Origin of the sequence: Gordonia sp. DT218 (assembly GCF_049847105.1) — a bacterium.
GTDB lineage: Bacteria > Actinomycetota > Actinomycetes > Mycobacteriales > Mycobacteriaceae > Gordonia.
On the sequence record NZ_JBNCNS010000001.1, the window covers coordinates 917,886 to 944,392 of the forward strand.

General features: G+C 65.6%; 25 protein-coding genes and 1 pseudogene. 17 read left to right on the top strand and 9 right to left on the bottom strand.

The window, feature by feature from the left end:
• Window positions 1-111: 111 nt before the first annotated feature.
• From ACPXCG_RS04270 to ACPXCG_RS04280, 3 genes are all read left to right on the top strand, one after another.
• On the top strand, window positions 112-1,206 hold the full coding sequence (locus ACPXCG_RS04270; RefSeq protein WP_425789391.1) for a 2Fe-2S iron-sulfur cluster-binding protein: 1,095 nt from the start codon (window positions 112-114) through the stop codon (window positions 1,204-1,206).
• Window positions 1,207-1,276: 70 nt separating this feature from the next.
• Window positions 1,277-1,591: a hypothetical protein gene (locus ACPXCG_RS04275; protein WP_425789393.1), complete on the top strand. Its 315-nt coding sequence runs from the start codon at window positions 1,277-1,279 to the stop codon at window positions 1,589-1,591.
• A 780-nt stretch (window positions 1,592-2,371) separates the two neighbouring features.
• A complete protein-coding gene (locus ACPXCG_RS04280) occupies window positions 2,372-2,986 on the top strand; it encodes a carboxymuconolactone decarboxylase family protein (protein ID WP_425789395.1) in 615 nt (204 codons plus the stop codon).
• A 193-nt stretch (window positions 2,987-3,179) separates the two neighbouring features.
• Here ACPXCG_RS04280 and ACPXCG_RS04285 read toward each other — a convergent pair.
• Window positions 3,180-3,317, bottom strand: a pseudogene (locus ACPXCG_RS04285) (hypothetical protein); the annotation flags it as partial.
• A gap of 327 nt (window positions 3,318-3,644) precedes the next feature.
• Between ACPXCG_RS04285 and ACPXCG_RS04290 the strand changes: the two are divergent.
• The gene (locus ACPXCG_RS04290) at window positions 3,645-4,271 is read left to right on the top strand and encodes a TetR/AcrR family transcriptional regulator (RefSeq protein WP_425789397.1); all 627 of its coding nucleotides are present in this window, start codon (window positions 3,645-3,647) and stop codon (window positions 4,269-4,271) included.
• Between the two features lie 354 nt (window positions 4,272-4,625).
• Window positions 4,626-4,826: a hypothetical protein gene (locus ACPXCG_RS04295; RefSeq protein WP_425789399.1), complete on the top strand. Its 201-nt coding sequence runs from the start codon at window positions 4,626-4,628 to the stop codon at window positions 4,824-4,826.
• A 49-nt stretch (window positions 4,827-4,875) separates the two neighbouring features.
• On the opposite strand, the gene ACPXCG_RS04300 is transcribed toward ACPXCG_RS04295, so the two are convergent.
• Window positions 4,876-5,064 carry a PaaI family thioesterase gene (locus ACPXCG_RS04300; protein ID WP_425789401.1) on the bottom strand — a complete coding sequence of 63 codons (189 nt, stop codon included), beginning with the start codon at window positions 5,062-5,064 and terminating at the stop codon, window positions 4,876-4,878.
• 97 nt (window positions 5,065-5,161) lie between these two features.
• Between ACPXCG_RS04300 and ACPXCG_RS04305 the strand changes: the two genes are divergently transcribed.
• A complete protein-coding gene (locus tag ACPXCG_RS04305; RefSeq protein WP_425789403.1) occupies window positions 5,162-5,524 on the top strand; it encodes a hypothetical protein in 363 nt (120 codons plus the stop codon).
• A gap of 137 nt (window positions 5,525-5,661) precedes the next feature.
• Here the strand turns inward: ACPXCG_RS04305 and ACPXCG_RS04310 are convergent, their stop codons facing one another.
• Genes ACPXCG_RS04310 through ACPXCG_RS04325 form a run of 4 tightly spaced genes read right to left on the bottom strand, consistent with a single transcriptional unit; the run spans window position 5,662 to window position 9,670 of the window.
• On the bottom strand, window positions 5,662-6,699 hold the full coding sequence (locus ACPXCG_RS04310; RefSeq protein ID WP_425789405.1) for a CaiB/BaiF CoA transferase family protein: 1,038 nt from the start codon (window positions 6,697-6,699) through the stop codon (window positions 5,662-5,664).
• Window positions 6,696-7,652, bottom strand: coding sequence for an LLM class F420-dependent oxidoreductase (locus ACPXCG_RS04315; RefSeq protein ID WP_425789407.1), 957 nt, complete (start codon window positions 7,650-7,652; stop codon window positions 6,696-6,698). The genes ACPXCG_RS04310 and ACPXCG_RS04315 overlap by 4 nt, the downstream gene beginning before the upstream one ends.
• Window positions 7,653-7,691: 39 nt before the next feature.
• On the bottom strand, window positions 7,692-8,093 hold the full coding sequence (locus ACPXCG_RS04320; protein WP_425789409.1) for a cobalamin B12-binding domain-containing protein: 402 nt from the start codon (window positions 8,091-8,093) through the stop codon (window positions 7,692-7,694).
• Window positions 8,093-9,670 carry a methylmalonyl-CoA mutase family protein gene (locus ACPXCG_RS04325; RefSeq protein ID WP_425789411.1) on the bottom strand — a complete coding sequence of 526 codons (1,578 nt, stop codon included), beginning with the start codon at window positions 9,668-9,670 and terminating at the stop codon, window positions 8,093-8,095. The genes ACPXCG_RS04320 and ACPXCG_RS04325 overlap by 1 nt, the downstream gene beginning before the upstream one ends.
• 204 nt (window positions 9,671-9,874) lie before the next feature.
• Between ACPXCG_RS04325 and ACPXCG_RS04330 the strand changes: the two genes are divergently transcribed.
• Entirely contained in the window at window positions 9,875-10,594 is a 720-nt protein-coding gene (locus ACPXCG_RS04330) for a metal-dependent transcriptional regulator (RefSeq protein ID WP_425789413.1), read from the top strand.
• Window positions 10,595-10,648: 54 nt separating this feature from the next.
• Complete coding sequence (locus ACPXCG_RS04335; RefSeq protein ID WP_425789415.1) at window positions 10,649-11,911, top strand: amidohydrolase family protein; 1,263 nt, start codon at window positions 10,649-10,651, stop codon at window positions 11,909-11,911.
• A gap of 143 nt (window positions 11,912-12,054) precedes the next feature.
• Here ACPXCG_RS04335 and ACPXCG_RS04340 read toward each other — a convergent pair whose 3' ends face one another.
• Window positions 12,055-13,134 (bottom strand): diacylglycerol kinase, encoded by a 1,080-nt coding sequence (locus ACPXCG_RS04340; RefSeq protein WP_425789417.1) that lies wholly within the window; start codon window positions 13,132-13,134, stop codon window positions 12,055-12,057.
• Window positions 13,135-13,187: 53 nt separating this feature from the next.
• On the opposite strand from ACPXCG_RS04340, the gene ACPXCG_RS04345 reads away from it, so the two are divergent.
• Both ACPXCG_RS04345 and ACPXCG_RS04350 read left to right on the top strand, forming a co-directional pair.
• Window positions 13,188-14,144 carry a glycerophosphodiester phosphodiesterase gene (locus ACPXCG_RS04345; RefSeq protein WP_425789419.1) on the top strand — a complete coding sequence of 319 codons (957 nt, stop codon included), beginning with the start codon at window positions 13,188-13,190 and terminating at the stop codon, window positions 14,142-14,144.
• A 52-nt stretch (window positions 14,145-14,196) separates the two neighbouring features.
• Window positions 14,197-15,114, top strand: coding sequence for an SMP-30/gluconolactonase/LRE family protein (locus ACPXCG_RS04350; RefSeq protein ID WP_425789421.1), 918 nt, complete (start codon window positions 14,197-14,199; stop codon window positions 15,112-15,114).
• Between the two features lie 30 nt (window positions 15,115-15,144).
• Here the strand turns inward: ACPXCG_RS04350 and purL are convergent, their stop codons facing one another.
• Window positions 15,145-17,436: a phosphoribosylformylglycinamidine synthase subunit PurL gene (purL, locus tag ACPXCG_RS04355; protein ID WP_425789423.1), complete on the bottom strand. Its 2,292-nt coding sequence runs from the start codon at window positions 17,434-17,436 to the stop codon at window positions 15,145-15,147.
• A 136-nt stretch (window positions 17,437-17,572) separates the two neighbouring features.
• Between purL and eccA the strand changes: the two genes are divergently transcribed.
• Window positions 17,573-19,369: a type VII secretion AAA-ATPase EccA gene (gene eccA / locus ACPXCG_RS04360; RefSeq protein ID WP_425789425.1), complete on the top strand. Its 1,797-nt coding sequence runs from the start codon at window positions 17,573-17,575 to the stop codon at window positions 19,367-19,369.
• Here eccA and ACPXCG_RS04365 read toward each other — a convergent pair.
• A complete protein-coding gene (locus tag ACPXCG_RS04365) occupies window positions 19,344-19,961 on the bottom strand; it encodes a TetR/AcrR family transcriptional regulator (RefSeq protein ID WP_425789427.1) in 618 nt (205 codons plus the stop codon). The two genes, eccA and ACPXCG_RS04365, sit on opposite strands and share 26 nt — an antisense overlap.
• A 216-nt stretch (window positions 19,962-20,177) precedes the next feature.
• Between ACPXCG_RS04365 and ACPXCG_RS04370 the strand changes: the two genes are divergently transcribed.
• The 6 genes from ACPXCG_RS04370 (at window position 20,178) to ACPXCG_RS04395 (ending at window position 26,506) form a co-directional block, all read left to right on the top strand.
• The gene (locus tag ACPXCG_RS04370) at window positions 20,178-21,455 is read left to right on the top strand and encodes a cytochrome P450 (RefSeq protein WP_425789428.1); all 1,278 of its coding nucleotides are present in this window, start codon (window positions 20,178-20,180) and stop codon (window positions 21,453-21,455) included.
• Between the two features lie 10 nt (window positions 21,456-21,465).
• Entirely contained in the window at window positions 21,466-22,233 is a 768-nt protein-coding gene (locus ACPXCG_RS04375; protein ID WP_425789430.1) for an SDR family NAD(P)-dependent oxidoreductase, read from the top strand.
• 274 nt (window positions 22,234-22,507) lie between these two features.
• Window positions 22,508-23,305 (top strand): MlaE family ABC transporter permease, encoded by a 798-nt coding sequence (locus tag ACPXCG_RS04380; protein ID WP_425790493.1) that lies wholly within the window; start codon window positions 22,508-22,510, stop codon window positions 23,303-23,305.
• The gene (locus ACPXCG_RS04385) at window positions 23,305-24,159 is read left to right on the top strand and encodes an ABC transporter permease (RefSeq protein WP_425789432.1); all 855 of its coding nucleotides are present in this window, start codon (window positions 23,305-23,307) and stop codon (window positions 24,157-24,159) included. The genes ACPXCG_RS04380 and ACPXCG_RS04385 overlap by 1 nt, the downstream gene beginning before the upstream one ends.
• On the top strand, window positions 24,156-25,475 hold the full coding sequence (locus ACPXCG_RS04390; protein ID WP_425789434.1) for an MlaD family protein: 1,320 nt from the start codon (window positions 24,156-24,158) through the stop codon (window positions 25,473-25,475). Before ACPXCG_RS04385 ends, ACPXCG_RS04390 begins: the two co-directional genes overlap by 4 nt.
• Window positions 25,472-26,506, top strand: a complete 1,035-nt coding sequence (locus ACPXCG_RS04395; protein ID WP_425789436.1) for an MlaD family protein — start codon at window positions 25,472-25,474, stop codon at window positions 26,504-26,506. The genes ACPXCG_RS04390 and ACPXCG_RS04395 overlap by 4 nt, the downstream gene beginning before the upstream one ends.
• The last annotated feature ends 1 nt before the right edge of the window (window position 26,507 follow it).

The window sequence follows — 26,507 nt, forward strand, 5'->3', positions numbered from 1 at the left end:
AGATTCCGGTCGAATCACCGGGATCTCCCACAAGCACCTTGAGAAGATCGTACCTCAATGAGAGAATATAGTTCTCACAGAGGCAGAATCTCAATACCGAGAGGATGGACCGTGGCGAGACCACCACTGTTCCAGCAAGCGACCGTGACGCGGGTCGTCAAGGAGACCGACGACGCACGTACCTACGTGCTCGCTCCGGAGACGGGCCCGGTGACCTACAAGGCAGGACAGTTCTGCACCTTCCGCGTGACCGTCGACGGCGAGGAGCTCTATCGCTCCTACTCCATGTCCAGCTCCCCTGAGACAGATGACGAGTTGGCGACCACCGTCAAGCGGGTGGCGGGCGGGCGGGTGTCGAACTGGCTCCTGGACAATCTCGGCGAGGGCGACGTCATCGACATGTCCCGCCCCGCCGGCCTCTTCTGCCTCACCGAGAACACCACCCCGATAGTCGCCTTCAGCGGCGGGAGCGGTGTCACGCCGATCTACTCGATCGCCAAGACCGCCCTCGCAACCACCGACCGTCCGGTGCGGTTGCTCTGCGCCGACCGCGACCGGGAGGCGATCATCTTCGACTCTGGCATGGCCGACCTCGAAAAGCGCCACCCGGGGCGACTCTCGGTGGTTCGCAGCCTCGACGAGCAGAACGGCTTCCTCACCGAATCGGCCGTCCGCGACTTCATCGGCGACGATCTCGACGCAGACTTCTATGTGTGCGGCCCGGAGCCGTTCATGGACCTCGTGGAAGCGGTCCTGCCCGCAGGCGCATCCGTCCACATCGAACGCTTCGGCGCCGTCGCGGCGCTGCCGATCGCAGAGTCCGACGTCGCAGTGTCCGACGTCGCAGAGTCCGACGAGGCGGAATCGCGTGAATCGGAGTCAGAGGCGCCCGAAACCGACCACACAGCATCCGACGACACGAAGAGTCTCACCGGGACCATCACCATCAAACTCGGACGCAAAAAGGTCACCGTCGACCGGCAGCCGAACGAGACGCTGCTGGAAACGGGACGGCGGGCCGGATTGACCCCGCCGTTCTCCTGCGAGGCGGGCAACTGCGCGACCTGCATGGCACACCTGGACGAAGGAACCGCCACCATGCGGGTCAACGACGCCCTCGAGGACGACGAGATCGAGGACGGTTACGTGCTGACCTGCCAGGCGGTCCCCGACACCGAGACGACCGTCGTCGATTACGAGGCCTGAACATCCGGCCGTTCGTCCGTCGCGACATCCGTCGCACGACGTCACCGCAACCCCGAGAAAGGAATCACACATGCCCAAAGGCATTCTGATGGTCGAAGGTCGTCCGAGCTCGCCGGCCCGCGCCGAGGAGTTCAGCCATTGGTACGACGAGGTGCACATGCCGGAGGTGCTGAAGCTCGATGGCTTCGTCTCCGGACGGCGCTTGCGTCCGATCGATGACGACGGCACGCTCGTCTCCCTCTACGAGATCGACGGCACCGATCTGAAAGATGCTGCCCGAGGGCTCTTCACAGCATTTCGCAACGGCGGCTTCACCATGAGCGATGCCATGCAGATGGACCCGCCCCCGGTCATGCGCTTTCTCGAGGTCGTCACCGAGAGCTGATCACCGACCGGTGCCGAGATCCTTCACCGGCACCGATGAGCGCATCGGCGGGCATCCCTCTCAGCTCGTCGGTGCGTTCATCTCACCGAGCGTCGCCGCGGGTGTAGTCTGGCTCGAATCCGTCCACGTGTATCGGACATCCCACGGCGCGGCGCGGGCCGACCGCGACCACCGCCTCCGGGGTGACGTCGGGCTCTTCCGGCATGGCGCGCACCCGCCGCAGCGGGTATACCCCACTTACGCAGTTGTTCTTGACAATTCGTGGCGGAGTCCGCGGCCATCGCGGTGGCGACCAGGTCGATCGCGGCGTCACGATTTTGCCGTACGCTCGGCCACCTGCCGGAACCCGCCATGAACTCGCTGAACGGCCACTGGTCGCGCGAGCGCTCGATGATCATCTCGGTGACATCGGTGACGTCCTCCGACACGGGGAGCACCTGCGGGAACGGACCGCCTACGGAATTGCACGACGAGTAGGTGGCCGAGTCGTGATAGACCTGAAACGCTTCGTCATAGCCGGTCACCGCAATGACCCCCGGATGAGGTACCGGGTGAACCGGGCAGCGGGACCGCATGGCATCGAAGTACGGGTAGGGGTCGTCCACTGGCGAACTCCTCCTACTGTGCGGCCGGTCACACTTAGTTGTACACTTGTATAGTTCACCCGGTTCCTGAAGCGCAAGACCCGGATAAAAAGAGCCCACAAATGTTGGAAACAAGGCGATTTCAGCTCGGGATGCCGGGCGCTTCGTCAGTGCCGCCGACGTGAGAGGACCAAGAATGCCACGGATCGACCCCGTACCAACCGACAAGTGGCCGTCCGAGATGCGCTACGCAATGAAGGCCATGACACCACCTGCGCAGCGGTATTCCCTCACCTCCGAGGGCCGCCCCAGTGGCCGGAACATCTTCTCCACACTGGCGCACAACCCACGCCTGGCCACAGCGGTATGCACCCTCAACGCCCACCTCCTACTGGCCACCAGTCTCACCGAACGTCAACGGGAGCTGGTCATCCTCCGCGTGGCCGCGCTGCGCACGTCGAGCTACGAATGGGCGCAGCACACCTTCATGGCGCGTGACGCCGGAATATCCGATTCCGAGATCGCCTGGATCGCTTGGGGTCCCGACGCCCCCGTGTGGAACCAAGCGGAATCGAACCTGTTGCGTGCCGTGGACGAACTCGTACATGACGGTCTCATCGCGGATCAGACATGGGCAGTCCTGACAGAGTCCCTGAACGAACAGCAGATTCTGGACGTCATCTTCACCGCCGGCGCCTTCTCGACCGTGGCCTGGATGCTCGCGAGCCTCGACGTCGAACTCGATGAGGATCTGCGACGGGCGATCGCATCGCCCATGTTGCCGACAGGGGTGGCCACGACGGAGGACTGAGTTGCGCGGCGGAGGACGACCGCGAAGGTCGGCGCGACCCTCTGACGCGGATCGGGTCACCAGCGGGCGAGGTCGGGAAGAATGACGAGTTCAGCACGCGGGCTTCACCGAGGAACATCGCTTCCACGGTCGAGCGGCGGACCACGATCCGCCACTGACCCTCACGAAGCTCGAGCCCGTCGAGGTACCGACCACTGATGAACTTTGCCGTCTTTCCATCACTTCCGATGAGTACAACGATCACGTAGATCTCGGCATGCGCCGTGTCACCATCGATCTCACACGAGTGGGTGGTGGTGTCATGGGGTGTGAACCCGAGACGTTTCCGCATGCGTGCTCGTCGACCCTGTACTCGTGATTGGCCGCCATGATGAGATCGACGTCGTCACGGTCACATCTATCGGCGTGGCGCGCCACGACGTCAAGGACCTCGGCGCGGTCCTTGAAGTAGTGGACATCTGCCTGCAGGGTCTCCAACGTGGCTTCGAGGCTCACGTCTCTCTCCTTGTTCACATTCGGAGCGGCATCGGGGACCCACACCCGACACGAGTCGGAGCTTCCCACCGTCGGTTGATTGACACTATGCAGTCGTACAGTAGCGTCGGGATGCCAAAATGAAACTCTGCGGACAATTTTCGGAGAAGCGAGGTTTGGACACATGGCAGCAACTCCTCGGCGGGTAGGCACCGAGACGTCGAAGACGAGGGAGAACATCCTCGACTGTGTGGAGACGTTGATGGCGGAGGAGGGATATCCCAGCGTCACATACCGGGCCCTCGCCGCCAAGGCGGGGGTAACTCCCAGCCTGGTCCAGTACTACTTTCCCACGCTCGATTCCATCTTTCTCGTCGCGATTCGGCGACGGACGGATGAGAACCTCCAGCGCCTCACCGACGCCCTTCAGGCACGGCCCGACGAGCCGCTACACGTCCTGTGGGACTTCAGTTGGGAGGAGGCCACAGGGGCACTCGTCACAGAGTTCCTCGCACTTGGGAATCACCGTAAGACGATCGGCGAGGAGATCGCGCGAGTGACCGAACAGATCCGTGGAATCCAGCGAGATGCTCTCGCAGCGCATTTCGCCGCGACCGGTGCGATCGACCGGAAGCCGTCGGCCGGGGCACTCGTCACGTTGATCGCCGGCATCCCGAAGCTGCTCACCCTCGAGAAAGGTGTGGGCATCACGACGGATCACGCCGATGTCGTCGACGCTCTTGAAGCGTATGTGGATTCGGTCGAGCAACGGAAGACGCCTCGGACACAGCGGCGCAAGAAACGGAAGTGACCATACCGTCCCGGACGCCCCGAGGTGGTCGGCCCCGACGATCACTCTCGCGGCGCCGCGACGAGGGAGGCGGATGCCGAGACGGCGGTATCGCCGTCGGCGCGGATCTCCCCCTCCGCCCACCACCGGGCGTCCATCGCTGTCGGTCCGACAGGAAATGATGAACAGGGTCTCGAACAGCGGCAGCGGACGGTGGTAGCGGACCGACAACTCCGCGATCTCGCACCCTGCGTCTGCGTCCGTGGCGGAACCCGCTGCTCGCAGCAGGTGTGCGATCAGCAACGCCGAGACCCCGCCGTGTACCAGCGACCGCGGCCCCTGGTAGGCAAGCCCCAGTGCAACCGTCGCCGAGGCATGGCCGTCGGTCACCTCGACTTCCAGGCGTGGAGCCAGCGCGTTGTACCGGCCGGCCACGGGACCCGTGTCGCACCCCACCGATCCTTGCGCGCGATCCGATTCGAGGAGATCGGCGATCGCGTCGAGCTCCTCACCGGCCCGCGGGAAGGCCGGGTCATCCTCGTCAACCCGGAGCAGCAGATCGGTGATCCGACGTAATCCCGCGGCGGCAGACTGGAGCGGGTCGGTCGGGCCGGTCTGGTTCACATCACTCCTCATCTGACCGCTGCCGTTCCACCACGAACAGTCCGTTTGCGCTCACGCACAGATCGTCGCCGTCCCACAACTCCCCCTCCGCGAATGCCTTTCGAGCATCGACCCGGCTGTGGCGGGACCTGACCAGCAGGTCCCTACCCGTCGGTACCGGCCGATGGAAACGCGTGACTAGATGTGCCACCTCTTATGGCGCGGGATGCGGGCCTGCGCGACGAGAGATCTGCTGTATCGCCTACGGACCTTCTGCCCCGTTCCGGTGCACGATCGACGCCACATTGTTGCGTACGGTCGACGAACTCATCACCGAGGGCGGGATCAGCAAGTCGACCTGGCAGGTCCTCGCGTCAGAATTGGACGAGCAGCAGATCCTCGACGTGATCTTCACCGTCGGCGCCTACGACACCATCGCCCGGATGTTCAATTCCCTCGAACTCGAGATCGACGACGATGTTCACGACCTGATGGCGGCCGAATCGGATTCCGCTCGGCGTCATCGCAATCGAGGGCGGCCTACAGTGGTCTGGCGCCCCAACCGGTCCTCCGTCAGGAGTCAGTCGATACCTCTCCGTGAGGTCCACCGCCATCCGACCGCGCGGCGGCCGGGGGCCGTCAGGTCGCTAAGACGACAGGGGCCACATTGACCGGAACGGCGCGGCGAGGGGAAGGCGAAGGCTCGAGACCGTCTACTCGACTGCGCGAGAGACTGATGTTGGACGAAGAATAACCGCACGTCACCTACCACCGAACACCCACTGTTCTGGTCGACGCTGCCGAACCCTCAGACTTGCATCTCCCCCAGGCTCGGGGCGGGCCGGTACTCGGGAACATGATCCGACATGGTGATCGGGCAGCGGATGGTCCGGAATCCACCGGCCTCGACCACCACCTCCGGGGTCTGCGCCAACGCCTCGGGCAGAGTGCGAACCGCCGCTATCGGGATACCGAGCGGTTTGAGCCTCTTCTCCCAATTCGCCGCGGAATCGGCGGCCAACGCCGAGGTGACCACCGAGAGGACCTCGTCACGACGGGCGGCACGCTCGGCCATCCGCCAGAAGCCGTCGATCCCGGCCTCGTTGGCGAACGCTCGCCAGAAGCCGTCATGGGTGATGAACAGCGCGATGTATCCCTCGGCCGTCGGGAACATCTGCGCCGGCACGTAGTACGAGTGCGCGCCGCCGGCTCGACGAACCGGCTCGGTCCCGGTGTTGAGGTAGGCCGATGCGTGATAGTTCAACTGGGACAGCATCACGTCGCGCAGGGACACATCGATCTGCCCACCACGCCCCGACACGATCTGGGCCAGCAGCCCGAGGGCGGCGGTGAGTCCGGTGGAGTTGTCCGCCGACGAATATCCGGGAAGCGTGGGCGGGCCTTCTGGATCACCGGTGAGTGCAGCAACACCGGTGGCGGCCTGGATCACGTAGTCGAAGGCCGGATCGTCGCCGCCATGCAGACCGTATCCGGTGATGGCGACGCACACGATCCGCTCGTTGAACTCACGGAGCCGCTCGTACGTGAGGCCGAGGCGATGGATCGCGGATGGTTTGAGGTTGACGAGCAACGCGTCGGCCCCGGCGACCATTTCGCCGAGTCGCGCGCGCCCCTCGTCGACAGTGAGATCCAGGCACACACTGCGTTTCCCGCGATTCAGACTCGCGAAGTAGGAGTCACTCACCTGCCGGGAGATCTCCCCGGTGGCCGGCTCGATCTTGATCACCTCGGCCCCGAGGTCGGCGAGCGTCATCGTGGCATAGGGCCCGGCCAGCATCGTGCCCACTTCGAGGATCCGAATGCCGGCCAGGGGACCGGATGTCACCGCAGTTCCTTTGCCAACTCGGCCATGACCTCGCGTGTCTTGTACTTGGACGCGACGAGTTCGTCACGGGTGTCACCGATCGGTAGTAGCCGCATCGAGATGTCGGTGACACCGGCCTTCTCGAAGTCCCGGAAGCGTGCGAGGATCGCGTCCTCGTCGCCGGCCACGCACAGATCACCGACATCACGGGCATCGCCACGTTCGAGTAATTTCTGATAGTTCGGCGAGAACTCCGCCTCGGCGAGAATGCGATTCGCCCGCGACCGGGCCTCGTCGACCTCCGACGGACGACACAGACACACGGGCACACCCGCGACGATGCGCGGCGCCGGACGGCCCGCACCGTCGGCAGCCTTGTTGATGCCCGGTGCGATGTGCTCGGCGATCGCCCGTTCGTCGGCCATCCAGAGGATGGTGCCGTCGGCCCGCTCTCCCGCGAGGCGCAGCATGACCGGGCCGAGTGCCGCCAAGAACACGGGCATGGGTGCGACCGGACCGAGTTCGAGCGGGTTGTGCACCGTGAACGAACCGTTCTCCACATCGACCGGCCCCGGACCGTGCAACGCCTGGTCCAGGACCTCGAGGTAGTCGCGGGTGAATCGGGCCGGCTTCTCGTATGGAAGGCCGAGCATGTCCGCCACGATCCAGTGATGCGACGGCCCCACCCCGAGCGCCAACCGCCCGGCCGAGGCCGCGTGCGCCGACAATGCCTGTCGGGCCAACGCAATCGGATGCTGTGCCTGCAGCGGAACCACCGCCGTACCGAGTTCGATCCGCGATGTGCGCGCGCCCATCAACGCGATCGTGATCAGCGCATCGAAGTCAGTTGGCACCTGCGGAATCCACGCCGTGTCCATCCCTGCCGACTCGGCCCACTCGATGTCTTTCATCATCCGATCGACCTTGCGGGCTGAATCGCCCCGCTCGGGTCCGATCATCACTCCGACGCGCACGTTTCCTCCAAGGGTCTCACGATGGTCAGGTAAGTGTGGTCACGACGGAGTCGTGGTCGCGGTGAGAGCACGAACGTCGGTGACCAATTGCTCGAGCGGCGTTCCGGTCGGAAATACCGCCGCGGCACCGGCTTCGAGGAGCGTGTCGACGTCGGACTGCGGGATGGTGCCGCCGACCACGACGGCGATGTCTCCCGCGTCGGCCGCTCGCAGGGCATCGACGGTTCGCCGCGTCAAGGCCACATGCGCGCCGGACAGGATGCTCAGGCCGACCACCGCGACATCTTCGTGCAGCGCGATCGAGACGATGTCCTCGATCCGCTGCCGGATGCCGGTGTAGATGACCTCGAAACCGGCGTCGCGCAACGTCCGGGCGACGATCTTGGCGCCGCGATCATGGCCGTCGAGACCCGGTTTGGCGACCAGGATGCGGGCGGTCATCAGAACACCACCGGTTGCTGGAACTCGCCCCACACACCCTTGAGTGTCGACACCATTTCTCCGACGGTGCAATACGCGTTCGCGCAGTCGATCAGGCGATGCATCAGATTCTCGTCTCCTTCTGCTCCCCGCGACAATGCGGCCAGGGTGTTCGCCACGTCGTTCGCGTTTCGTTCGGCCTTGACCTTGGCGAGACGCTTCAGCTGCGTCTCCCGCCCCTGGGCATCGAGCTCATAGGTGGCGATCTCCGGGGCCGGCTCGTCTGCCACAAATCTGTTGACCCCCACCACCGGACGCTCACCGCCCTCGACCTCTTGGTGAATCCGGTAGGCCTCGTCGGCGATCAGCCCTTGCAGGTAGCCTTCCTCGATCGCCCGGACCATGCCGCCGTGCGCCTCGAGGTCGGACATGATCTCGATGATGCGCTCCTCCGTGACGTCGGTCAGCGACTCGACGAAATACGAACCACCGAGCGGATCGGCGACCCGGGCGACCCCCGTCTCGTAGGCGAGGATCTGTTGCGTCCGTAGTGCCATCGTCGCCGATTCCTCACTCGGCAGGGCGAAAGGCTCGTCCCAGGCCGCGGTGAACATCGACTGGACGCCCCCGAGGACCGAGGCCATCGCCTCGTAGGCGACACGCACCAGATTGTTCTGTGCCTGTGGCGCATACAGCGATGCCCCGCCGGCAACACAGCCGAACCGGAACATCGCGGCCTTGTCGGTGGTCGCCCCGTAACGCTCGCGGACGATCGTCGCCCAGCGACGTCGCCCGGCACGATACTTGGCGATCTCTTCGAAGAAGTCGCCGTGGGTGTAGAAGAAGAAGGAGATCTGGGGCGCGAACTGGTCGATCGTCATCCGCCCGCGCTCGACGACCGTGTCGCAGTACGTCACCCCGTCCGCAAGCGTGAAGGCCATCTCCTGCACGGCATTGGCGCCGGCGTCGCGGAAGTGCGCGCCCGCCACCGAGATCGCGTTGAACCTCGGCACCTCGGCCGCACAGAACTCGATGGTGTCCGCGATCAGCCGGAGCGATGGTTCGGGCGGCCAGATCCACGTCCCTCGTGAGGCGTATTCCTTGAGGATGTCGTTCTGGATCGTGCCGGTCAGTTTCTCCCTCGGCACGCCCTTGCGTTCCGCCGCCGCGACATACATGGCCAGCAGGATGGCGGCGGTCCCGTTGATGGTGAAGCTGGTGCTGATCTTGTCGAGCGGGATCTGGTCGAACAGGATCTCGGCGTCGGCCAGGGTGTCGACCGCGCAACCGACACGGCCGACCTCCTCGCCGTACTCCGGATCATCCGAGTCGTACCCGCATTGCGACGGCAGGTCGAGCGCGACCGAGAGGCCGGTGCCGCCCTGGTCGAGCAGGTACCGGTAGCGGCGATTCGATTCTTCGGCAGTACCGAATCCGGAGTACTGCCGGAAGGTCCACAACCTCCCCCGGTAACCCGTCGGAAAGTTCCCCCGGGTGAACGGGTACTCCCCCGGCGACGGGGGGACCGCGGAGTCGGGGTTGGGCCCATAGGCAGTGTCCAGCGGGATGCCGGAGGCTGTCTCAGTCTGTGGTTCCATCAGCGGATACGATACTTGCAGAAAATGAGAATGCCAATACCGCCGCATGCGGCAGGTCCGCCGCCACGACCGCGGCGACCCGAACGCGAACTGCACGCCGACCTCCGTGAACTCGACAGTCACGCTGCGCCGCGGCGAACTTCGGACCCAACAGGGTGAGAATAAGATTCTCCGCAAGCGAGATCACGATGCTATTCTGGGGCCATGCATCCGGCCAGCATCACACCCGACGGCGGTCCATGGGACCCGCTCGGGGATGTGACGGCCGCGTCCCGGCAGTATCTGAAAGCGATCTGGGACGCGAGCGAGTGGGATCCGGATCCGGTCACCACCAAGAGGATCGCGGAGCGCGTCGGTGTCTCGCCGTCGACCGCATCCGATGCCGTCCGACGGCTCGCCCACAAAGGGTTCGTGACGCACGAACGCTACGGTGCGGTGGCACTCAGCAGCCGGGGTGAGGCGGCGGCCGCACATATCATCCGGCGTATTCGGCTCATCGAGTCCTACCTCGTCCGAGAGCTCGGGTACGGCTGGCACGAGGTACACGATGACGCCGACACCCTCGCCCACGCCGCCTCCGACAACTTGATCGAGCGCATCGACCGGCGATTGGGACACCCGACCCGGGACCCGCACGGCGATCCCATCCCCGCCGCCGACGGTCGGATGACGACTCCGCCACTGCGCCCTCTGTCGACCTGCGAGACGGGCGACACCGGCACGGTGGCCCGGATCGCCGACTCCGATCCGGCGATGCTCGAGTACTTCGGTTCCGTGGGCCTCACCCTCGACTCGGGAGTGACCGTGCACGCCAAGCGACCGTTTGCCGGGACGATGCGCATCTCGGTCACAGGCTTCGCCGAGATGGAACTCGGCGACATCGCGGTCCGGTCGGTCTGGTTGACCACCGCAGACCGCGGATGAACACAGACAGAGCCGGAACCACCGGCAACTCCACCAGCCACGAAGGAGAGTGTCATGAACATTGACGACCTGGTGCTCATCAGCATCGACGACCACGTGGTGGAGCCACCCGACATGTTCCTCCGCCACGTCCCGGACAAATACCGAGATCAGGCACCCGTCGTCGTCACCGACGACAAAGGCGTCGACCAGTGGATCTACATGGGCAAGCAAGCGGGGGTCAGCGGACTCAACGCGGTGGTGTCCTGGCCCGCCGAGGAATGGGGCCGCGATCCGGCCGGATTCGCCGAGATGCGTCCCGGCGTCTACAACGTCCACGAGCGCGTTCGGGACATGAGCCGCAACGGGATCTGGGCGTCGATGTGCTTTCCCACCTTCGCCGGATTCTCCGCACGTCACCTCAATCAGCACCAGAGCGACATCACCCTGGTGATGGTGTCCGCCTACAACGACTGGCACATCGACGAGTGGGCAGGCGCCTACCCCGATCGCTTCATCCCGCTGGCACTGCTACCCACCTGGAATGTCGACGCGATGTGCGCGGAGATCCGACGGGTGGCGGCCAAGGGCTGCCGTGCGGTGACGATGCCCGAACTCCCCCACCTCGAGGGACTGCCGAGCTACCACGACCTGGACTATTGGGGTCCGGTGTTCGAGACCCTGTCCGAGACCGGCCTGGTGATGTGCCTGCACATCGGCACCGGGTTCGGCGCGCTCAACCTGGCCAAGGACTCGACCATCGACAGCCTCATGGTGCTGGCGTCGCAGATCTCGGCCCTCGCCGCGCAGGACCTTCTCTGGGGACCGGCGATGCGCACGTATCCCGACCTCAAGTTCGCGTTCTCCGAGGGCGGGATCGGTTGGATACCTTTCTATCTCGATCGTTCCGACCGGCACTACACGAACCAGAAGTGGCTCCGCCGCGACTTCGGGGACAAGCTGCCCAGCGAGGTCTTCCGGGACCACTCGCTGGCCTGCTATGTCACCGACAAGACCTCCCTGCTGCTCCGTCACGAGATCGGTATCGACAACATCGCGTGGGAGTGCGACTACCCCCACTCGGACTGCTTCTGGCCGGACGCCCCGGAACAGATGCTGACCGAACTCCAGGCGGCCGGCGCCGACGATTCCGACATCAATCAGATCTCGTGGGAGAACTCGGCGCGCTTCTTCAACTGGAATCCGCTCGATAACCACACCCGCGACGAGATCAACGTCGGCGCGCTGCGTCGGTCGGCCGTCGACGTCGACGTGTCGATCCGGTCGCGCGAGGAATGGAAGCGCCGTTACAACGAGAAGCACATGGCGCAGGCCTAATCGCCTCCCGCTCGTGGCTACTCACCACCGCTGGTTGAGTAGCCACGAGCGAGCACAGTTCCCACCGCTGGTTGAGTAGCCACGAGCGAGCGCAGCGAGCCCGAGGCGTATCGAAACCACGCCGCACCCGCCCGGCCGGCCTCTCAACCCCCCGCGACCAACCCCCGACCGCTCACCATCGGCAGGTCCAGTGCCGTGATCAGTCCGGGCTTCGCATCCACGACGGCGGCAACGGAATTGACCAGCCGCATCGCCGTCACGATCATCCCCGACACGTTGTGGTCGCCGTGCTCGCCGTGGTGGGCGAACTCGACCTTCATCTCCGGTTCACCCGAGATGAGGATGCGGTAGCAGCCGTCGCCCTCGGCGGGCTTCGGCCACTCGGGGCACTGCTGCGGATCTGTACGGGTGTAGTGCTCGAGGACGACGCGATCGACGCCGTCGACCTGCCCGACCACCTCGAAATGGAGTGCCGCCACAGTCCCTTCGGGGATCTCCACGGACACCGTCGAATAGTCGCGGTCCGCTGCCACACGATCGTGACGCTCGACCAACGGCTCGTCCAGGGTCAGTCCGAGTCCGGCGGCGATCTGCCGGACCACGCTGCCCCAGCCCATCGCCAGCACGCCCGGCAGAAGCAGGAGCGGCGTCGCATCCATCGGCTGTCCGAATCCGAAGATGTCCTTCATGACCACCGGCTGGTAATACGTCGAGTAGTCCGCGATCTCGAGGCAACGCACCTCGTCGATCCGCTGTGAGAGACTCGTCATCGCCAACGGCAGAACATCATTGGCGAAACCGGGATCGATACCGTTCACGTGCAGGCTGGCATTGCCCGATTCACCCGCCGCCGCGATCCGGTCGAGCAGCTCCCGATTCAGGATGCCCTCGGGGAATTGCAACACCACCGGGCCGCTCGACACGACGTTGATCCCGTTCTCGACGAAGAAGATGAGATCGTCGATCGCCTCGAAGATCCGATCGTCGGTCATCGCGGTGTGCACGATGCAGTCGGGCCGCAGGGCGATCAGCGCGTCACGGTCGTCGGTCGCAACGACGCCGAGTTCTCGATCGAGACCGGCGAGGTCGCCGGCATCCCTGCCGACCTTGGCCGGGTCGGACACCCAGACCCCGACGAGTTCCAGATCAGGCCGGGCATCGATCCCGGCGATTGCATGCCTACCCACGGTTCCGGTCGACCACTCGACCACACGAAGAGTCATGACCCCAAGGTAGAACATGTTCCAATTCTGGCGTGTGATTTCTGTCGATCCTGATGGCCTCCGCGGGGATCACCTCTCGTTTGCCGAGGTCACGTACGGTCGGTGAGGTGACCGACCCAACCGCGCCGACGGCCGTCATCCACGACGGCCACACCACACAGATCAAATGGCACCGGGCGCGACGTCGTGCCGACGATCCCGCTTTCACGACGTCCCGCATCATCGAGGGCATGGCGGTCGGCGCAAGTGTCGAAGTCGACCTGGTCCTCCACGCCGATCGCGGATTCGCGGTCCTGCACGACCGCGACGTCGCACACGCCACCACGGGAACCGGCCATATCTCCGAGCTCCCGGCGTCCTACGTCCGCACGCTGTTCCTGCGGTCCAACGCCGGAGTTCCCCTCGACGAGCCGGTCCTGCTCCTCGAGGACCTCGCCGACATCCTCGACAGGCAGGCGGTTCATCCGGACGCGTTGCTGCAGTTGGATTTCAAGGAGGACGCACAGGCGCTGGACACCGCAGCGATCGACACCTTCGCGCGTGCGGTCGCCCCGATTGCGCGGAACGTGATCCTCTCGTGCGGTGATGCCCAGGCCGTGCGCCTGCTGACCGATCCGGTCCCGGGCATCCGGATCGGTTACGACCCCTGCCATCACGGTGCCGTTGACCGGGTCCTGCGCTCGGGTGATTTTGCGATCTTCGTCGAGCGGGCGGTCACGGCGTCACCCCGCGCCGAGATGATCTATCTCGAGCGCCGGTTGATCCTCGAGGCGGATGGTCGCGGATTCGACATCATCGCGGCATTCCACGCGCACGCGCGCACCATCGACGCCTATGCGCTCTACCGCGCCGACGGCGAATCCGTCCGGGAGGCACGACGGCTCATCGAACTGCGGGCCGACCAGATCACGACCGACGACCCGGAGGGCGTGGTCGCGGCGCTGACGGGCGCAGCGTCGAGTTCGGCGGCCGCGGAACTCGACGGAATCTTCGACGTGGACGGCAGGTGATCGGCGACACTGGGAAGACGTTCGAAAACACCACTTCCGGGAGGAAGGCATCATGAGCATCGAAGGAAACGCCCAGCGTCGTGGCATCACCACCGTCGGAGACGGATTCGCGTATCTGGAATGCCCACGGTGGCACGCCGGACGGATCTGGTTCGTGGACTTCTACACCTATCGCGTGTGCTCGGCGGCCGCGGACGGCAGCGACCTCAAGGTCGAGGCGGAGGTGCCCCAGCAACCGTCCGGGCTGGGCTGGCTGCCCGACGACAGGCTCCTGATCGTCTCGATGCGCGACGCCCGGATACTCCGTCGCGAGCCCGACGGCGAGCTGGTGACACACGCTGATCTCTCGGGATACGTGTCCGGCCATCCCAACGACATGGTCGTCGACCCGTCATCCGGTCGCGCATACGTCGGCGAGTTCGGATTCGATCTCATGGGCGGTGCACCGCTGCAGACCGCGGTGCTGCTGAGGGTCGATCCCGATGGGTCGGTCACCGTCGCCGCGGACGACCTGTGGTTCCCCAACGGCAGCGTGATCACCGACGCCGGGGTCCTGCTGGTCGACGAGACCTTCGGCAATCGGGTCACCGCGTTCGACATCGGCGACGACGGCAGCCTCACCAACCGTCGGGTGTGGGCACAGTTCGGCGAGCTGCCCACGGATACCGAGATCGAGAAGGCGCTTCCCCAACTCTCCGTCGCGCCCGACGGCTGCTGCCTCGACGCCGACGGCGCGCTCTGGATCGCCGACGCGCTCGGCGCCCGTCTCGTCCGGGTCGTCGAGGGTGGCGACATCGTCGACGAGATCCCGGTGGGCACCGGCGTCTTCGCCTGCATGCTCGGCGGATCGGACGGACGCACGCTGTTCGCCTGTGCCGCACCGGATTTTCACGAGGAAGCCCGTAAGAACGCGCGCGAGGGAAGCCTCATCGCGATCTCGGTGGACGTGCCGCACGCGGGCACGCCCTGATTCCGGCCGAGTGCTGATCCCGACCGAGCGTCAGCCGAACAACGTCGGCAGCGTGCCCTCGTAGACCTCACGCAATTCGGTGAGCGGGATCTCGAACTGACCCTGCACCGACACCGCATCGCTGCCCTGATCGACCACACCGACCCGAGCCCACGGCATGCCGCGCGCATCGAGCATCGACGTGAAGCGTGACTCCTCGGTGCGCGGCACCGCGACCACGGCTCGACCCGCCGACTCGGAGAACAGCCACACGAACGGATCGGCATCTTCGGGAAGCAAAATGCGACAACCGGTCTCGCCGGCGAGCGCGGATTCGACGACCGCCTGGATGAGTCCACCCTCGGACAGGTCGTGCGCAGCGGACACGAGACCGTCGCGCGAGGCCGCCATCAGGATGTCGGCCAGCAAGCGCTCGTGTTCGAGGTCGACCTGCGGCGGCACACCGCCGAGATGGTCGTGGGTGACCTGCGCCCAGATCGAGCCGTCGAACTCGTCGAGGGTCGATCCGAGCAGGATCAGGGTCTCCCCCGGCTCGGTACCGAACCCGGTCGGGATGCGGCGATGCACATCGTCGATCACACCCAGCACACCGACGACCGGCGTGGGCAGGATCGGAGTCGACCCGGTCTGGTTGTAGAAGCTCACGTTGCCGCCCGTCACCGGGATGCCCAGCTGAGCGCAGCCGTCGGCGAGCCCGCGCACGGCCTGCTGGAACTGCCACATCACCGCCGGGTCCTCGGGAGAACCGAAGTTCAGGCAGTTCGTCACCGCCTTGGGCGCTGCGCCCGACACCGCGACGTTCCGGTAGGCCTCGGCCAGCGCGAGCTGCGCACCGCGGTAGGGATCGAGGAAGGTGTAGCGACCCGACGCGTCGGTGGCCAGCGCGATGCCGCGGCCCGAGCTCTCGTCGATCCGGATCATGCCGGAGTCGGCGTTCTCGGCGAGCACGGTGTTGCCGCGGACGTACCGGTCGTACTGCTCGGTGATGAACTTGCGGCTGCACAATGCCGGCGAGCCGAGCATCTGCAGCACCGTGGCACGCAGCGTGTCCGGGGTGTCCGGGCGCTCGAGCGGGGCGGACGTCGACTCGATCACCCCGTCCTGCCAGTCGGGTCGTGCCACCGGTCGCTCATAGACCGGGCCGTCGTGGGCGACGGTGCGCGGCGGAACATCGACGACGGTCTCGCCGTGCCAGGTGATCTGGAGCTGATCCCCGTCGGTGACCTCACCGATCACGGTGGCCAGCACGTCCCACTTCTTGCAGACCTCGAGGAACGCGTCCACGTTGTCGGGGGTGACCACGGCGCACATACGTTCCTGCGACTCGCTCGACAGCACCTCGGCCGGGGTCATGCCCTCGGCGCGCATGGGCACCTTCTCCAGATCGATGTGCATACCGCCGTCGCCGGCGGCGGCCAGTTCGGAGGTCGCGCAGGACAGACCGGCACCGCCGAGGTCCTGGATACCGACGACCAGACCGGCGTGATAGAGCTCGAGGCAGCACTCGATGAGCACCTTCTCGGTGAACGGGTCGCCGACCTGCACGCTCGGCAACTTCTTGCGATTCGGACCCGACTGGCCATCGCCGTCGTCATCGAAGGTCTCCGACGCCAGTACCGAGACTCCGCCGATGCCGTCGAGTCCGGTGCGCGCACCGAACAGGATGATCTTGTTGCCCGCTCCCGACGCGAAGGCCAGGTGCAGGTCCTCGGTCCGCAGCACGCCCGCGCACAGGGCGTTGACCAGCGGATTGCCCGCGTAGCTGGCGTCGAAGACGGTTTCGCCGCCGACGTTGGGCAGTCCGAGCGAGTTTCCGTAGCCACCCACGCCGCGAACCACGCCGTCGACGACACGGCGGGTGTCGGGCGCGTCGGCGGGACCGAAGCGGAGCTGGTCCATGACCGCGATCGGACGGGCGCCCATCGCCATGATGTCGCGCACGATGCCGCCGACACCGGTTGCCGCGCCCTGGTAGGGCTCGACGTAACTCGGATGATTGTGCGATTCCACCTTGAAGGTCACCGCCCAGCCGTCACCGACGTCGACGACGCCCGCGTTCTCACCGATGCCGGCCAGCATGCCGGCCCGCATCTCGTCGGTGGTGGTCTCCCCGAAGTAGCGCAGATGCACCTTCGACGACTTGTAGCTGCAGTGCTCGGACCACATGACCGAGTACATCGCGAGCTCCGCGTCGGTGGGCCGACGGCCCAGGATCTCGCGGATCCGGGCGTACTCGTCGTCCTTGAGACCGAGTTCACGGAACGGTTGGGGTTGATCTGGGCTGCCGGCAGCGGCTGAGACGGTATCCACCTGCGCATTCACTCTAGCCAGTGTAGGTGAGGCGCCATCGCGGGCGCGTGGTGGCGTGACTCATGCCAACGCTAGGCTGACTTCGGACACGAACAGGTCGACGACGTCGACGACGGCCTGCACGAGGCATGTATCTGGGGGGCCTGAGATGGCAGACGTCCGCAAGGCGCGGCAACTGTTCGAACTCGGCGTGTTGTCGCTGGGCATCGCGGTCGAGGGCCAGGAACCGATCAACAATCCACAGCAGGCCGCCAAGGCTTTCACCCGCGCCAGCGAATGGGACCCGACGATGGGCGACGCGTGGCTGGGCCGGCTGGCCGGTGGTGAGGACACCGACGAGGTCCTCCTCGCCCTGTACCGCAATCGCGGCACCATCGGCCATGAACAACGGCGTCTCGGGCTACCGCAGGGCACGCTGGCCGGGCGCTGGGTGGTGGGCGACATCAGTTACCACCTGTCCGGTGTCACGGAGGCGACCGCGGCCTACGCGTCGTCGTTGGCGCGCGGCAAGGACTTCGCCGGGGCCCAGGAGGTGCTGGACGAGATCCCGGCCGCTCGTCGTGTACCGATCGTCGAATTCGTGCAGGCGACCCTGTTCATGGCGACCCAGCGCTGGACGGATCTGTTGACCGCGCTGCGCCGCTCGGAGCGGTGGAACGACACCTTCCTCCAAGCCGCCGCCGACTACATGGCCGGCACCGCGTGCATCCAGATGGGCATGTTCGGCGAGGGAATCCGACGACTGCAGAATGCGGTCGAGGGCCCTATCCCGGCGCTCGCCACCGAGGCGATGGTCGCCCACGGCATGGCGCTGCGCGAGCAGGGGCAGGAGGAGAAGGCCCGTGCGTTGTTCGAGCAGGCCTACGCCCGCAATCCGAACTCCATCGCGGGCCAGGCGCTGAAATCACCGAGCTTCCGCCTCGTGATCACCTCACCCGACGAGATCGCCGAACGCCGCGACCCGTGGGATCCCCGGTCTGTCACCGACCCGGTCGAGACCCTCGTCTCGGATACCACCGAACAGCCCGAGATGGCCGAGATGGTCGACGACGCCCAGCGTGAGCTCGGCGATCAGATCGGACTGGATTCCGTCAAAGAGCAAGTGGCAAAACTACAATCGGCCGCGACTCTGGCAAGGGTCCGAGCCGATCGCGGACTGAACACCGCGGCGCGGAGCCTGCATCTCGCCTTCACCGGCCCACCGGGAACGGGCAAGACCACAGTGGCGCGGATCGTCGCCAAGATCTATTGCGGGCTCGGATTCATCAAGACGGACAAGGTGATCGAGGCGACACGTCGCGACCTCGTCGGCGAGCACCTCGGGTCGACCGCACCCAAGACGTCGGCGGTCATCGACTCGGCGATGGACGGCGTGCTGTTCATCGATGAGGCCTACACGCTGATCCAGCAGGGGCTCTCGGGCGGGGATGCGTTCGGCAAGGAGGCCGTCGACACCCTGCTCGCCCGAATGGAGGACGACCGCGACCGACTGGTGGTGATCATCGCCGGTTACGACTCCGAGATCGACCGTTTCCTGTCGTCCAACGACGGTCTCGCGTCCCGCTTCGCACGCCGCGTGCGTTTCGACTCCTACACTCCCGAAGAGTTGGCCCGGATCGGTGAGTTCATTGCGCGCAAACGGGATTCGCTCCTCACCCCCGAGGCGGTCACCGAGATCGAGTTGGCCTGTACCCCGCTCTACCACGATGTACGCGGCGATGGTCCGGCCCGGCGACGGGCCAGCGACATCGCCGGCAACGGGCGCTTCATCCGCAACATCATCGAGGCCGCCGAAGAGGAGCGCGAGTACCGCCTCTCCGCTCTCGGCGATCTCGAGTCACTGTCACATGACGATCTGATGCGCGTCGAGGTGAACGACGTCCGGACCGCACTGTCGGGGGTGCTGTCGGGTCTGCAGCTCAGCCATAACCGATCGACGCGATGACGTGGTGCCGGTGGGGCTCACCCTCCAGCTTGTGGAGGTACCCCTCGATGAACTCGAACGTCTCGCGATGACCCTTCTCGAACCCGAGCCACTTCTCCATCATCACCAGCCGGGACACACTCGTGATGATCACGATCAGCACCTCCGCCGGCAGCTCCCGCGAGCTCACGCCGTAACTGGGTAACAGCTTCTCGATCGCCTCCTGCGCCTGATCGCGTAGTTGCTCCGAGTACCGAGCGATCTCCGTGCGGAGATCCTTGCGGTGATTGGCCAGCGCGAGGAGTTCGGTCGTGAACTGGGAAACCGACGGGTCGATGCTGAACTGCCACAGCGCCCACAGCGGCTGCGGCGACTCGAGCAGAGCCCGCTGTTGTTCCAGCCCCTGCTCCGCCCGGCGCCGGAACATCTCCAAGAACAGGTCGTCCATCGTGCGGAAGTAGTAGTGCACGAGCTGCGGCTTCAGCCCGGCGGTCTGTGCGACCTTCCGTGAAGTGACTGCGGCATAGCCACTTTCGAGCATGAGAGCCTCGGCCGCATCCAACAGGATTGACCTGTTCTTGGCCTCCACCGATCCGAATCTGCGCTCGGTCACACTCGCCGCCTTTCCTGTCGCGCCCCGAACTCACCCTAAACCGGAAATGGGATATGTCCATTTTGAGAATGTGATCTTGACCTCACTCGTTGGAGCGTGGTAACAAGTACTACACCCCGCTGAGCACTCGCTCAGCATCTTTACCCAGAGTTCCCAGCCAACACAGCCCTTACGCATCCCGCTCTCTGACGAGAGTTGCCGCACAGGAGGTTTCCGGTGAGCGATCTGACCGAACTGAATTACTTCACCGACGCGAGCCTGGTTCCCGACCCATACCCCTACTTCGACGAGTTGCGCAGCAAGTGCCCCGTGACCAAGGAGCCACACTTCGGCGTCCTCGCGATCACCGGACATGCAGAGGCGGTGACCGTCCTCAAGGACCCCGCCACGTTCTCGTCCTGCCTCGCCGCCACCGGCCCCTTCCCCGGCCTGCCGTTCGAGCCCGAGGGGGATGACGTCGGTGACCTCATCGACCAGCATCGCGACGAATTGCCCCTCCACGAGCACATGGTGACCATGGACCCCCCGGACCACAGCCGCGCTCGCAGCCTGCTGAGCCGCCTCCTCACGCCACGGCGTATCCAGGAGAACGAGGAGTTCATGTGGAAGCTGGCCGACGAGTACATCGAGGAGTTCGTGGGCAACGGCGAGTGTGAACTCATGTCGGACTTCGCAAAACCGTTCTCACTCCTGGTGATCGCCGACCTGCTAGGCGTTCCGGAGGAGGATCACGAGGAGTTCCGGACCGTTCTCGGAGCGCCGCGTAAGGGCGCCCGGCCGGGCGCCATGGACTCGGAGGTCATGTCCGACAACCCGCTGCAATGGCTCGACGACAAGTTCACGAAGTACATCGAGGACCGCCGCGCGACGCCCCGCGGCGACGTCCTCACGGCCCTGGCCGAATCGAAGTACAAGGACGGCAGCACGCCCGAGGTTGTCGAGGTGGTGCGGACCGCGACATTCCTCTTCGCCGCGGGCCAGGAGACCACGACCAAGCTGATCAGCGCCGCGCTCCGTGTGATCGGTGAGCGACCGGACATCCAGCAGCGACTGCGCGACGACCCGGAGCTGATCCCGATCTTCATCGAGGAGACACTGCGGCTGGAGAGCCCGGTGAAGAGCGGTTTCCGGGTGGCGCGCAAGAACACGACGGTCGGCGAGACCGCCGTACCCGCCGGCACGACCCTGATGTTCTGCCCGGGTGCGGCCAATCGCGACCCCGATCACTTCCCGGATCCGAACACCTTCGATCTCGAGCGCACCAATGTGCGCGAGCATCTGACCTTCGGCCGCGGGATCCATTCGTGCCCGGGCAGCCCGCTCGCCCGCATCGAGGGCCGGGTCACCGTCGAGCGTTTCCTGGCCCGCATGGCCGACATCCGCGTGTCCGAAGAGCACCACGGTCACAACGGCCACCGTCACTACGACTTCGAACCGACCTACATCCTGCGCGGGCTCACCACTCTGCACCTCGATTTCACCCCGAAGGCCTGAGAGCGTGGAAATGACAAGCACCACAGCGACAGCCACCACCCGAACCAGCGTCGTCACCGGCGGGGGCTCGGGGATCGGGCAGTCCGTTGCCGAGCATCTCGCAGCGGCCGGACATCGCATCGGCGTCCTCGACCAGAATGTCGAGGCCGCCGAGAAGGTGGCTGCCGACCTCCGCTCGGGTGGCGCCGAAGCCATCGCGCAGGCCGTGGACGTGAGCGATCGGACCGCGGTGGAGAAGGCCATGGGGGTGGTCCGGGAGAAATTCGGCCCCATCGAGATCCTGGTGACCAGCGCCGGCATCGAATCGCAGATGCCCTACCGGGACATCGCGCAGGACGAGTGGGACCGCATCATCGCGGTCAACCTCACGGGCACCTTCAACTGCACCCAGTCGGTCATCGGCGACATGCAGGCCGGCCAGTGGGGACGTATCGTGACGATCTCGTCCTCCAGCGCCCAGTCCGGCGCTCCCGAACGTGCCCACTATGTGGCGTCCAAGGGCGGCGTCATCGGGCTGACCAAGGCGTTGGCATTCGAGTACGCGCCACATGGCATCACCGTCAACACGATTCCGCCGTCGATCATCGCGACCCCGATGGCCGAGAAAGCCGTCGAGGCCGGCCTCGTGCCGGCGATCGAGGATCTCGCCGCGTTGACGCCCGTGCGCCGCGCGGGACTGCCCGGCGATGTCGCGGCCGCGGCGGCGTTCCTGTGCTCAGATCAGGCCGGTTTCATCACCGGACAGGCGATCGGCGTCAACGGCGGTTGGTACATCTGACGTTCGACTTTCCCGAGTGCGCACCCTCAGCCCGGGGTGCGCGCCCCTGACCATCGCCGCCGGTGGTCTCGCCTCTGCATGCCGAGGATCGACCGGGCCAGAGAGGGGGGAAACGGTGTCCACCGTCAACAGCGACATCACGACGCACGCCGCCCCTGCCGACGTTGATGCGCCGACGGAGCCGATCACCACCGGCGGCGGCGACTCGTCTCGGCCACCGACGTCACCGCCGGCGCCCGAGACGCCCAAGGCGACCGACGAGATCACCTCGTGGATGACCGGTTATGTGCGCCGTCACCCGCGGGCATCGCTGGAAACCGTTGGCGGCCAGTTTGTCCTGGGCATCCGCGCGGTCCAGCACCTCATCGTCGATCTGCTGACGCTCCGCTTCCCGGTCAAGGAGTTCATCCGGCAGGCGACCTTCATGGCCTCGGCCTCGGCGCTGCCGACGATCTTCGTCGCCATTCCCATCGGCATGACCCTGTCCATCCAGTTCGCACTGCTGGCCGGTCAGGTCGGCGCGACGTCACTTGCAGGTGCGGCCAGTGGTCTCGCCGTGATCCGGCAGGGCGCACCGATGGTCTCGGCACTCCTGATGGCCTCGGCGGCGGGCTCCGCCGTCTGCGCCGACCTCGGTTCCCGAAAGATCCGCGACGAGATCGACGCCATGGAGGTGATGGGTCTCTCGGTGATCCGGAGACTGGTCGTCCCGCGATTGGCGGCGGCGATCCTGGTCAGTACCGCATTGACCGGAGTCGTCTGCTTCGTCGGCTTCCTCTCCGGCTATCTGTTCAACACGTTCGTCCAGAACGGGACGCCGGGCACGTTCGTCACCACCTTCGCCTCGTTCGCGACGCTCTCCGATTTCTATCTGACGATCGTGAAATCCATTGTGTTCGGCGCGATCGTGGCGATCGTGGCCTGCCAGAAGGGACTGACCACCCGTGGCGGTCCGGCAGGCGTCGCCAACTCGGTCAACGCCACGGTGGTCGCCTCCATCATCCTGCTGATGCTGGTCAATGTCGGCTTCACCCAGATGTACGTTCTACTCTTCCCGAGGACGGGGTTCTGATGGCGGCGACGTACTATCCGAGCGGACTCCGCCCTCTCGTCCGCGCGACCGACGCGGCCGGGAGCGCCATCCTCCGCATCGGGCACCTCGCCGCGTTCCTGGCCCGCGCACTCATCTCCATCCCGATCGCCCTGCGCCACTACCGCAAGGAATGCCTGCGCATTCTCTCCGACGTCACCTGGGGCAACGGCTCCATCGTGGTCGGCGGTGGAACCGCGGGCGTGATCATCGTCCTCGGCGGCGCCGCCGGCGCGATCGTGGGCATCGAGGGCTACAACGCGCTGCATCTGCTCGGCATGGAACCGGCAACCGGCATGGTCGCCTCCACCGCCACCACACGTGAACTCGCACCGATCATGGCGTCCTTGGCCTTTGCCGCACAGGCGGGCTGTCGATTCACCGCTCAACTCGGCGCCATGCGCATCTCCGAGGAGATCGATGCGCTCGAGGCTTTGGCGATCCGGCCGATTCCCTACCTCGTCTCGACGCGCCTATTCGCCTCCATCATCGCCGTCATCCCGCTCTACCTGGTCTGCCTCGCGGTCAACTACGTCTCCGTCCAGCTCGTCGTCGGACTGAGCGGCGGCTTGTCGGGCGGTACATATCAGCACTACTTCGAGCTGGTCCTCAACCCCACCGACATCATGTACTCGTTGATCAAGGCGGTGATCTTCGTGATCATCACCACCACCATCCAGTGCTACTACGGCTTCTATGCCCACGGCGGCCCCCAGGGTGTGGGCACCGCGTCCGGACGTGCCATGCGGGCCAGCATCTCGGTGATGATCGTCGCCAATCTCCTTCTCACCGTGGCATTCTGGGGAGTCGGAAGCGGAGCAAGGTTGAGCGGATGAACTCACCGAGCATCTACGACGCGGGGCCGCACGGGCTGTCGAACCGGCAGCTGCTCATCAGTGGCATCATCGCCATCGCCGTGATCATCGCCGTTCTCGCTGCGATCGCGCTCAAGTCCGGTGGCACCTTCACCCCGAAGGTACCGGTGACCGCCCAGCTCGCCGACGTCGGCGACGGCCTCCCGGTGAACTCCGACGTCAAGTACCGAGGTGTCATCGTCGGCACGGTCACCGGGGTGACACCAGCGATCGCGGGCCCCGACAACACGGTCGACATCTCGATCGCCCCCGACCGTGCGCCACAGATACCTCGCACCGTGACCGCTCGCGTGGTACCCAGCAATGTCTTCGCGGTGTCGTCGGTGCAGCTGATCGACAACGGCTCCGCGCCGGCGATCGCGTCGGGTGACGTGATCTCCCAGGACACCAACGCCTCGACGGTGCAGTTCCAGACGGCGTTGTCCAAGCTGCGCGCCATCGTCTCCGCAACCGCACGTGCCGGCAGCGACCGCACGGTCGGCATGCTCGCCGCGGTGGCCACCGCCACCGATCGGCGTGGCTCCGACATCTCCCGGGCCGGTGCACAACTCGACCGTATCGTCGGCGAGCTCGACCGCGTTGTCCAGCCGGACGGGGGGCCGTCCACCCTGAAGTCGCTCAGTTCGGCGGTCACCGGCCTGCGGAAGTCCGCACCCGATCTCCTCGACGCGTTGCACAGTTCGGTCGGACCCATGCAGACGGTGGCCCGCGAATCCGGCGCGCTCTCCGACCTGCTCGGCTCCGGAATCTCCACCACCGCACGGGTCAACACGGCACTCGAGCGCAACACCGCCCAGATCATCCGCATCACCACCCAGGCAGCCCCGGTCGTGTCGGTGGTGGCGGCCGGCAGCTCCGGCTTCACCGCCATTGACAGAAACATCGGCGTCATCGCAGACAGATGGTTTTCAGATTTCTGGCCGGCCGGCCTGGCCAACGGACGGGGAAAGTTCCTGTTCCAGGTCACCCCCCACAAGCTCTACACCCGCGCGGACTGCCCCCGATACGGAAATCTGAAGGGCCCCAGCTGCTTCACTGCCCCGACCAGCGTGTCGCCCCCGGTCCTGAAAGGCAACGCACGCAAGGGAGTCACCGCCGGATACCAGACGGCCGGCATGGGCGGCAACGTCGGTTCGGTCGGCAGCGCCGATGAACAGGCGACCCTCGGCAACCTCGTCGGTGGGGGCCCCAACAGCGCCAACACTCTCATTCTCGGCCCCGTCGCCCGCGGCGCGTCCGTCACGGTGTCCCCCGACGACCAGAAGGGTTCGTCATGAGTGTCCGGAAGCCCCTCATCGGATTGATTCTCTTCCTCCTCGTCTCGCTGGCACTGACATCCACGGTCTACGTCACCCTTCAACGCGACGTCTCCGAGGACACGAAGAACTACAGCGCGGTGTTCACCGACATCACGGGACTCAAAGCCGGCGACGACGTCCGCATGGCCGGGATTCGCGTCGGCCGGGTCGACTCGGTCGGTCTCGACGGAACCGCGGCACGCGTCTCGTTTCGAGTCGACTCCGATCAGGTCGTCGACGGGAGCACCAAGGCCTCGATCGTCTACCAGAACATCGTCGGACAACGGTACGTCGGCCTGTCTCGCGGAGACTTTCCCAACCCCACGCCGCTGAACGGCAGCGAGATCCCCCTCGCACACACCGAGCCGTCCTTTGACATCTCCGCATTGCTGAACGGATTCGAGCCGTTGTTCAGCGTCCTGGATCCGAAACAGGTCGACAATGTCACCAACGCGTTGATCCGTGCCCTGCAAGGCGATTCGTCATCGATCACCACCCTGGTCGCCGAGACGTCGTCCCTCGCCGAATCGGTCGCCGGACCCGATCAGGTGCTCGGCGACGTCATCTCCAACCTGTCCCGCGTGGTCGGGACGTTCGCGGCCCAGCGCAGCAACATCGACACCGTCCTGGTCAGCTCCCGCAGGATCTTCGAACAGATGTCCGCACAACGTGATTCATTCATCGGCTCGCTCGACAAGACCGCGCAGGTCGCCGATCGCGCATCCACGCTCGCCCGTGGCGCGCTACCGGAGGTGCAGCAAATGCTCTCCCGGCAACCCGGATTCATCGGCCACTTCCTCGCCAACAAGGACGAGTTCGCCTACCTCGGTTTCAATCTCCCACCGCTGCTGAAAGGCCTGGCACGGGTCACCCAGGCGGGCGCGTACATCGACACCTACCTGTGCAATTTCAATGTGACCCTGGTACCCGCGTTGAGCACGGTGATCCCGTCCATCGTCGCCCACGCGACGCCGGGTGGCAAAGCCACACAATCCCCGATCTGCAGGTGAG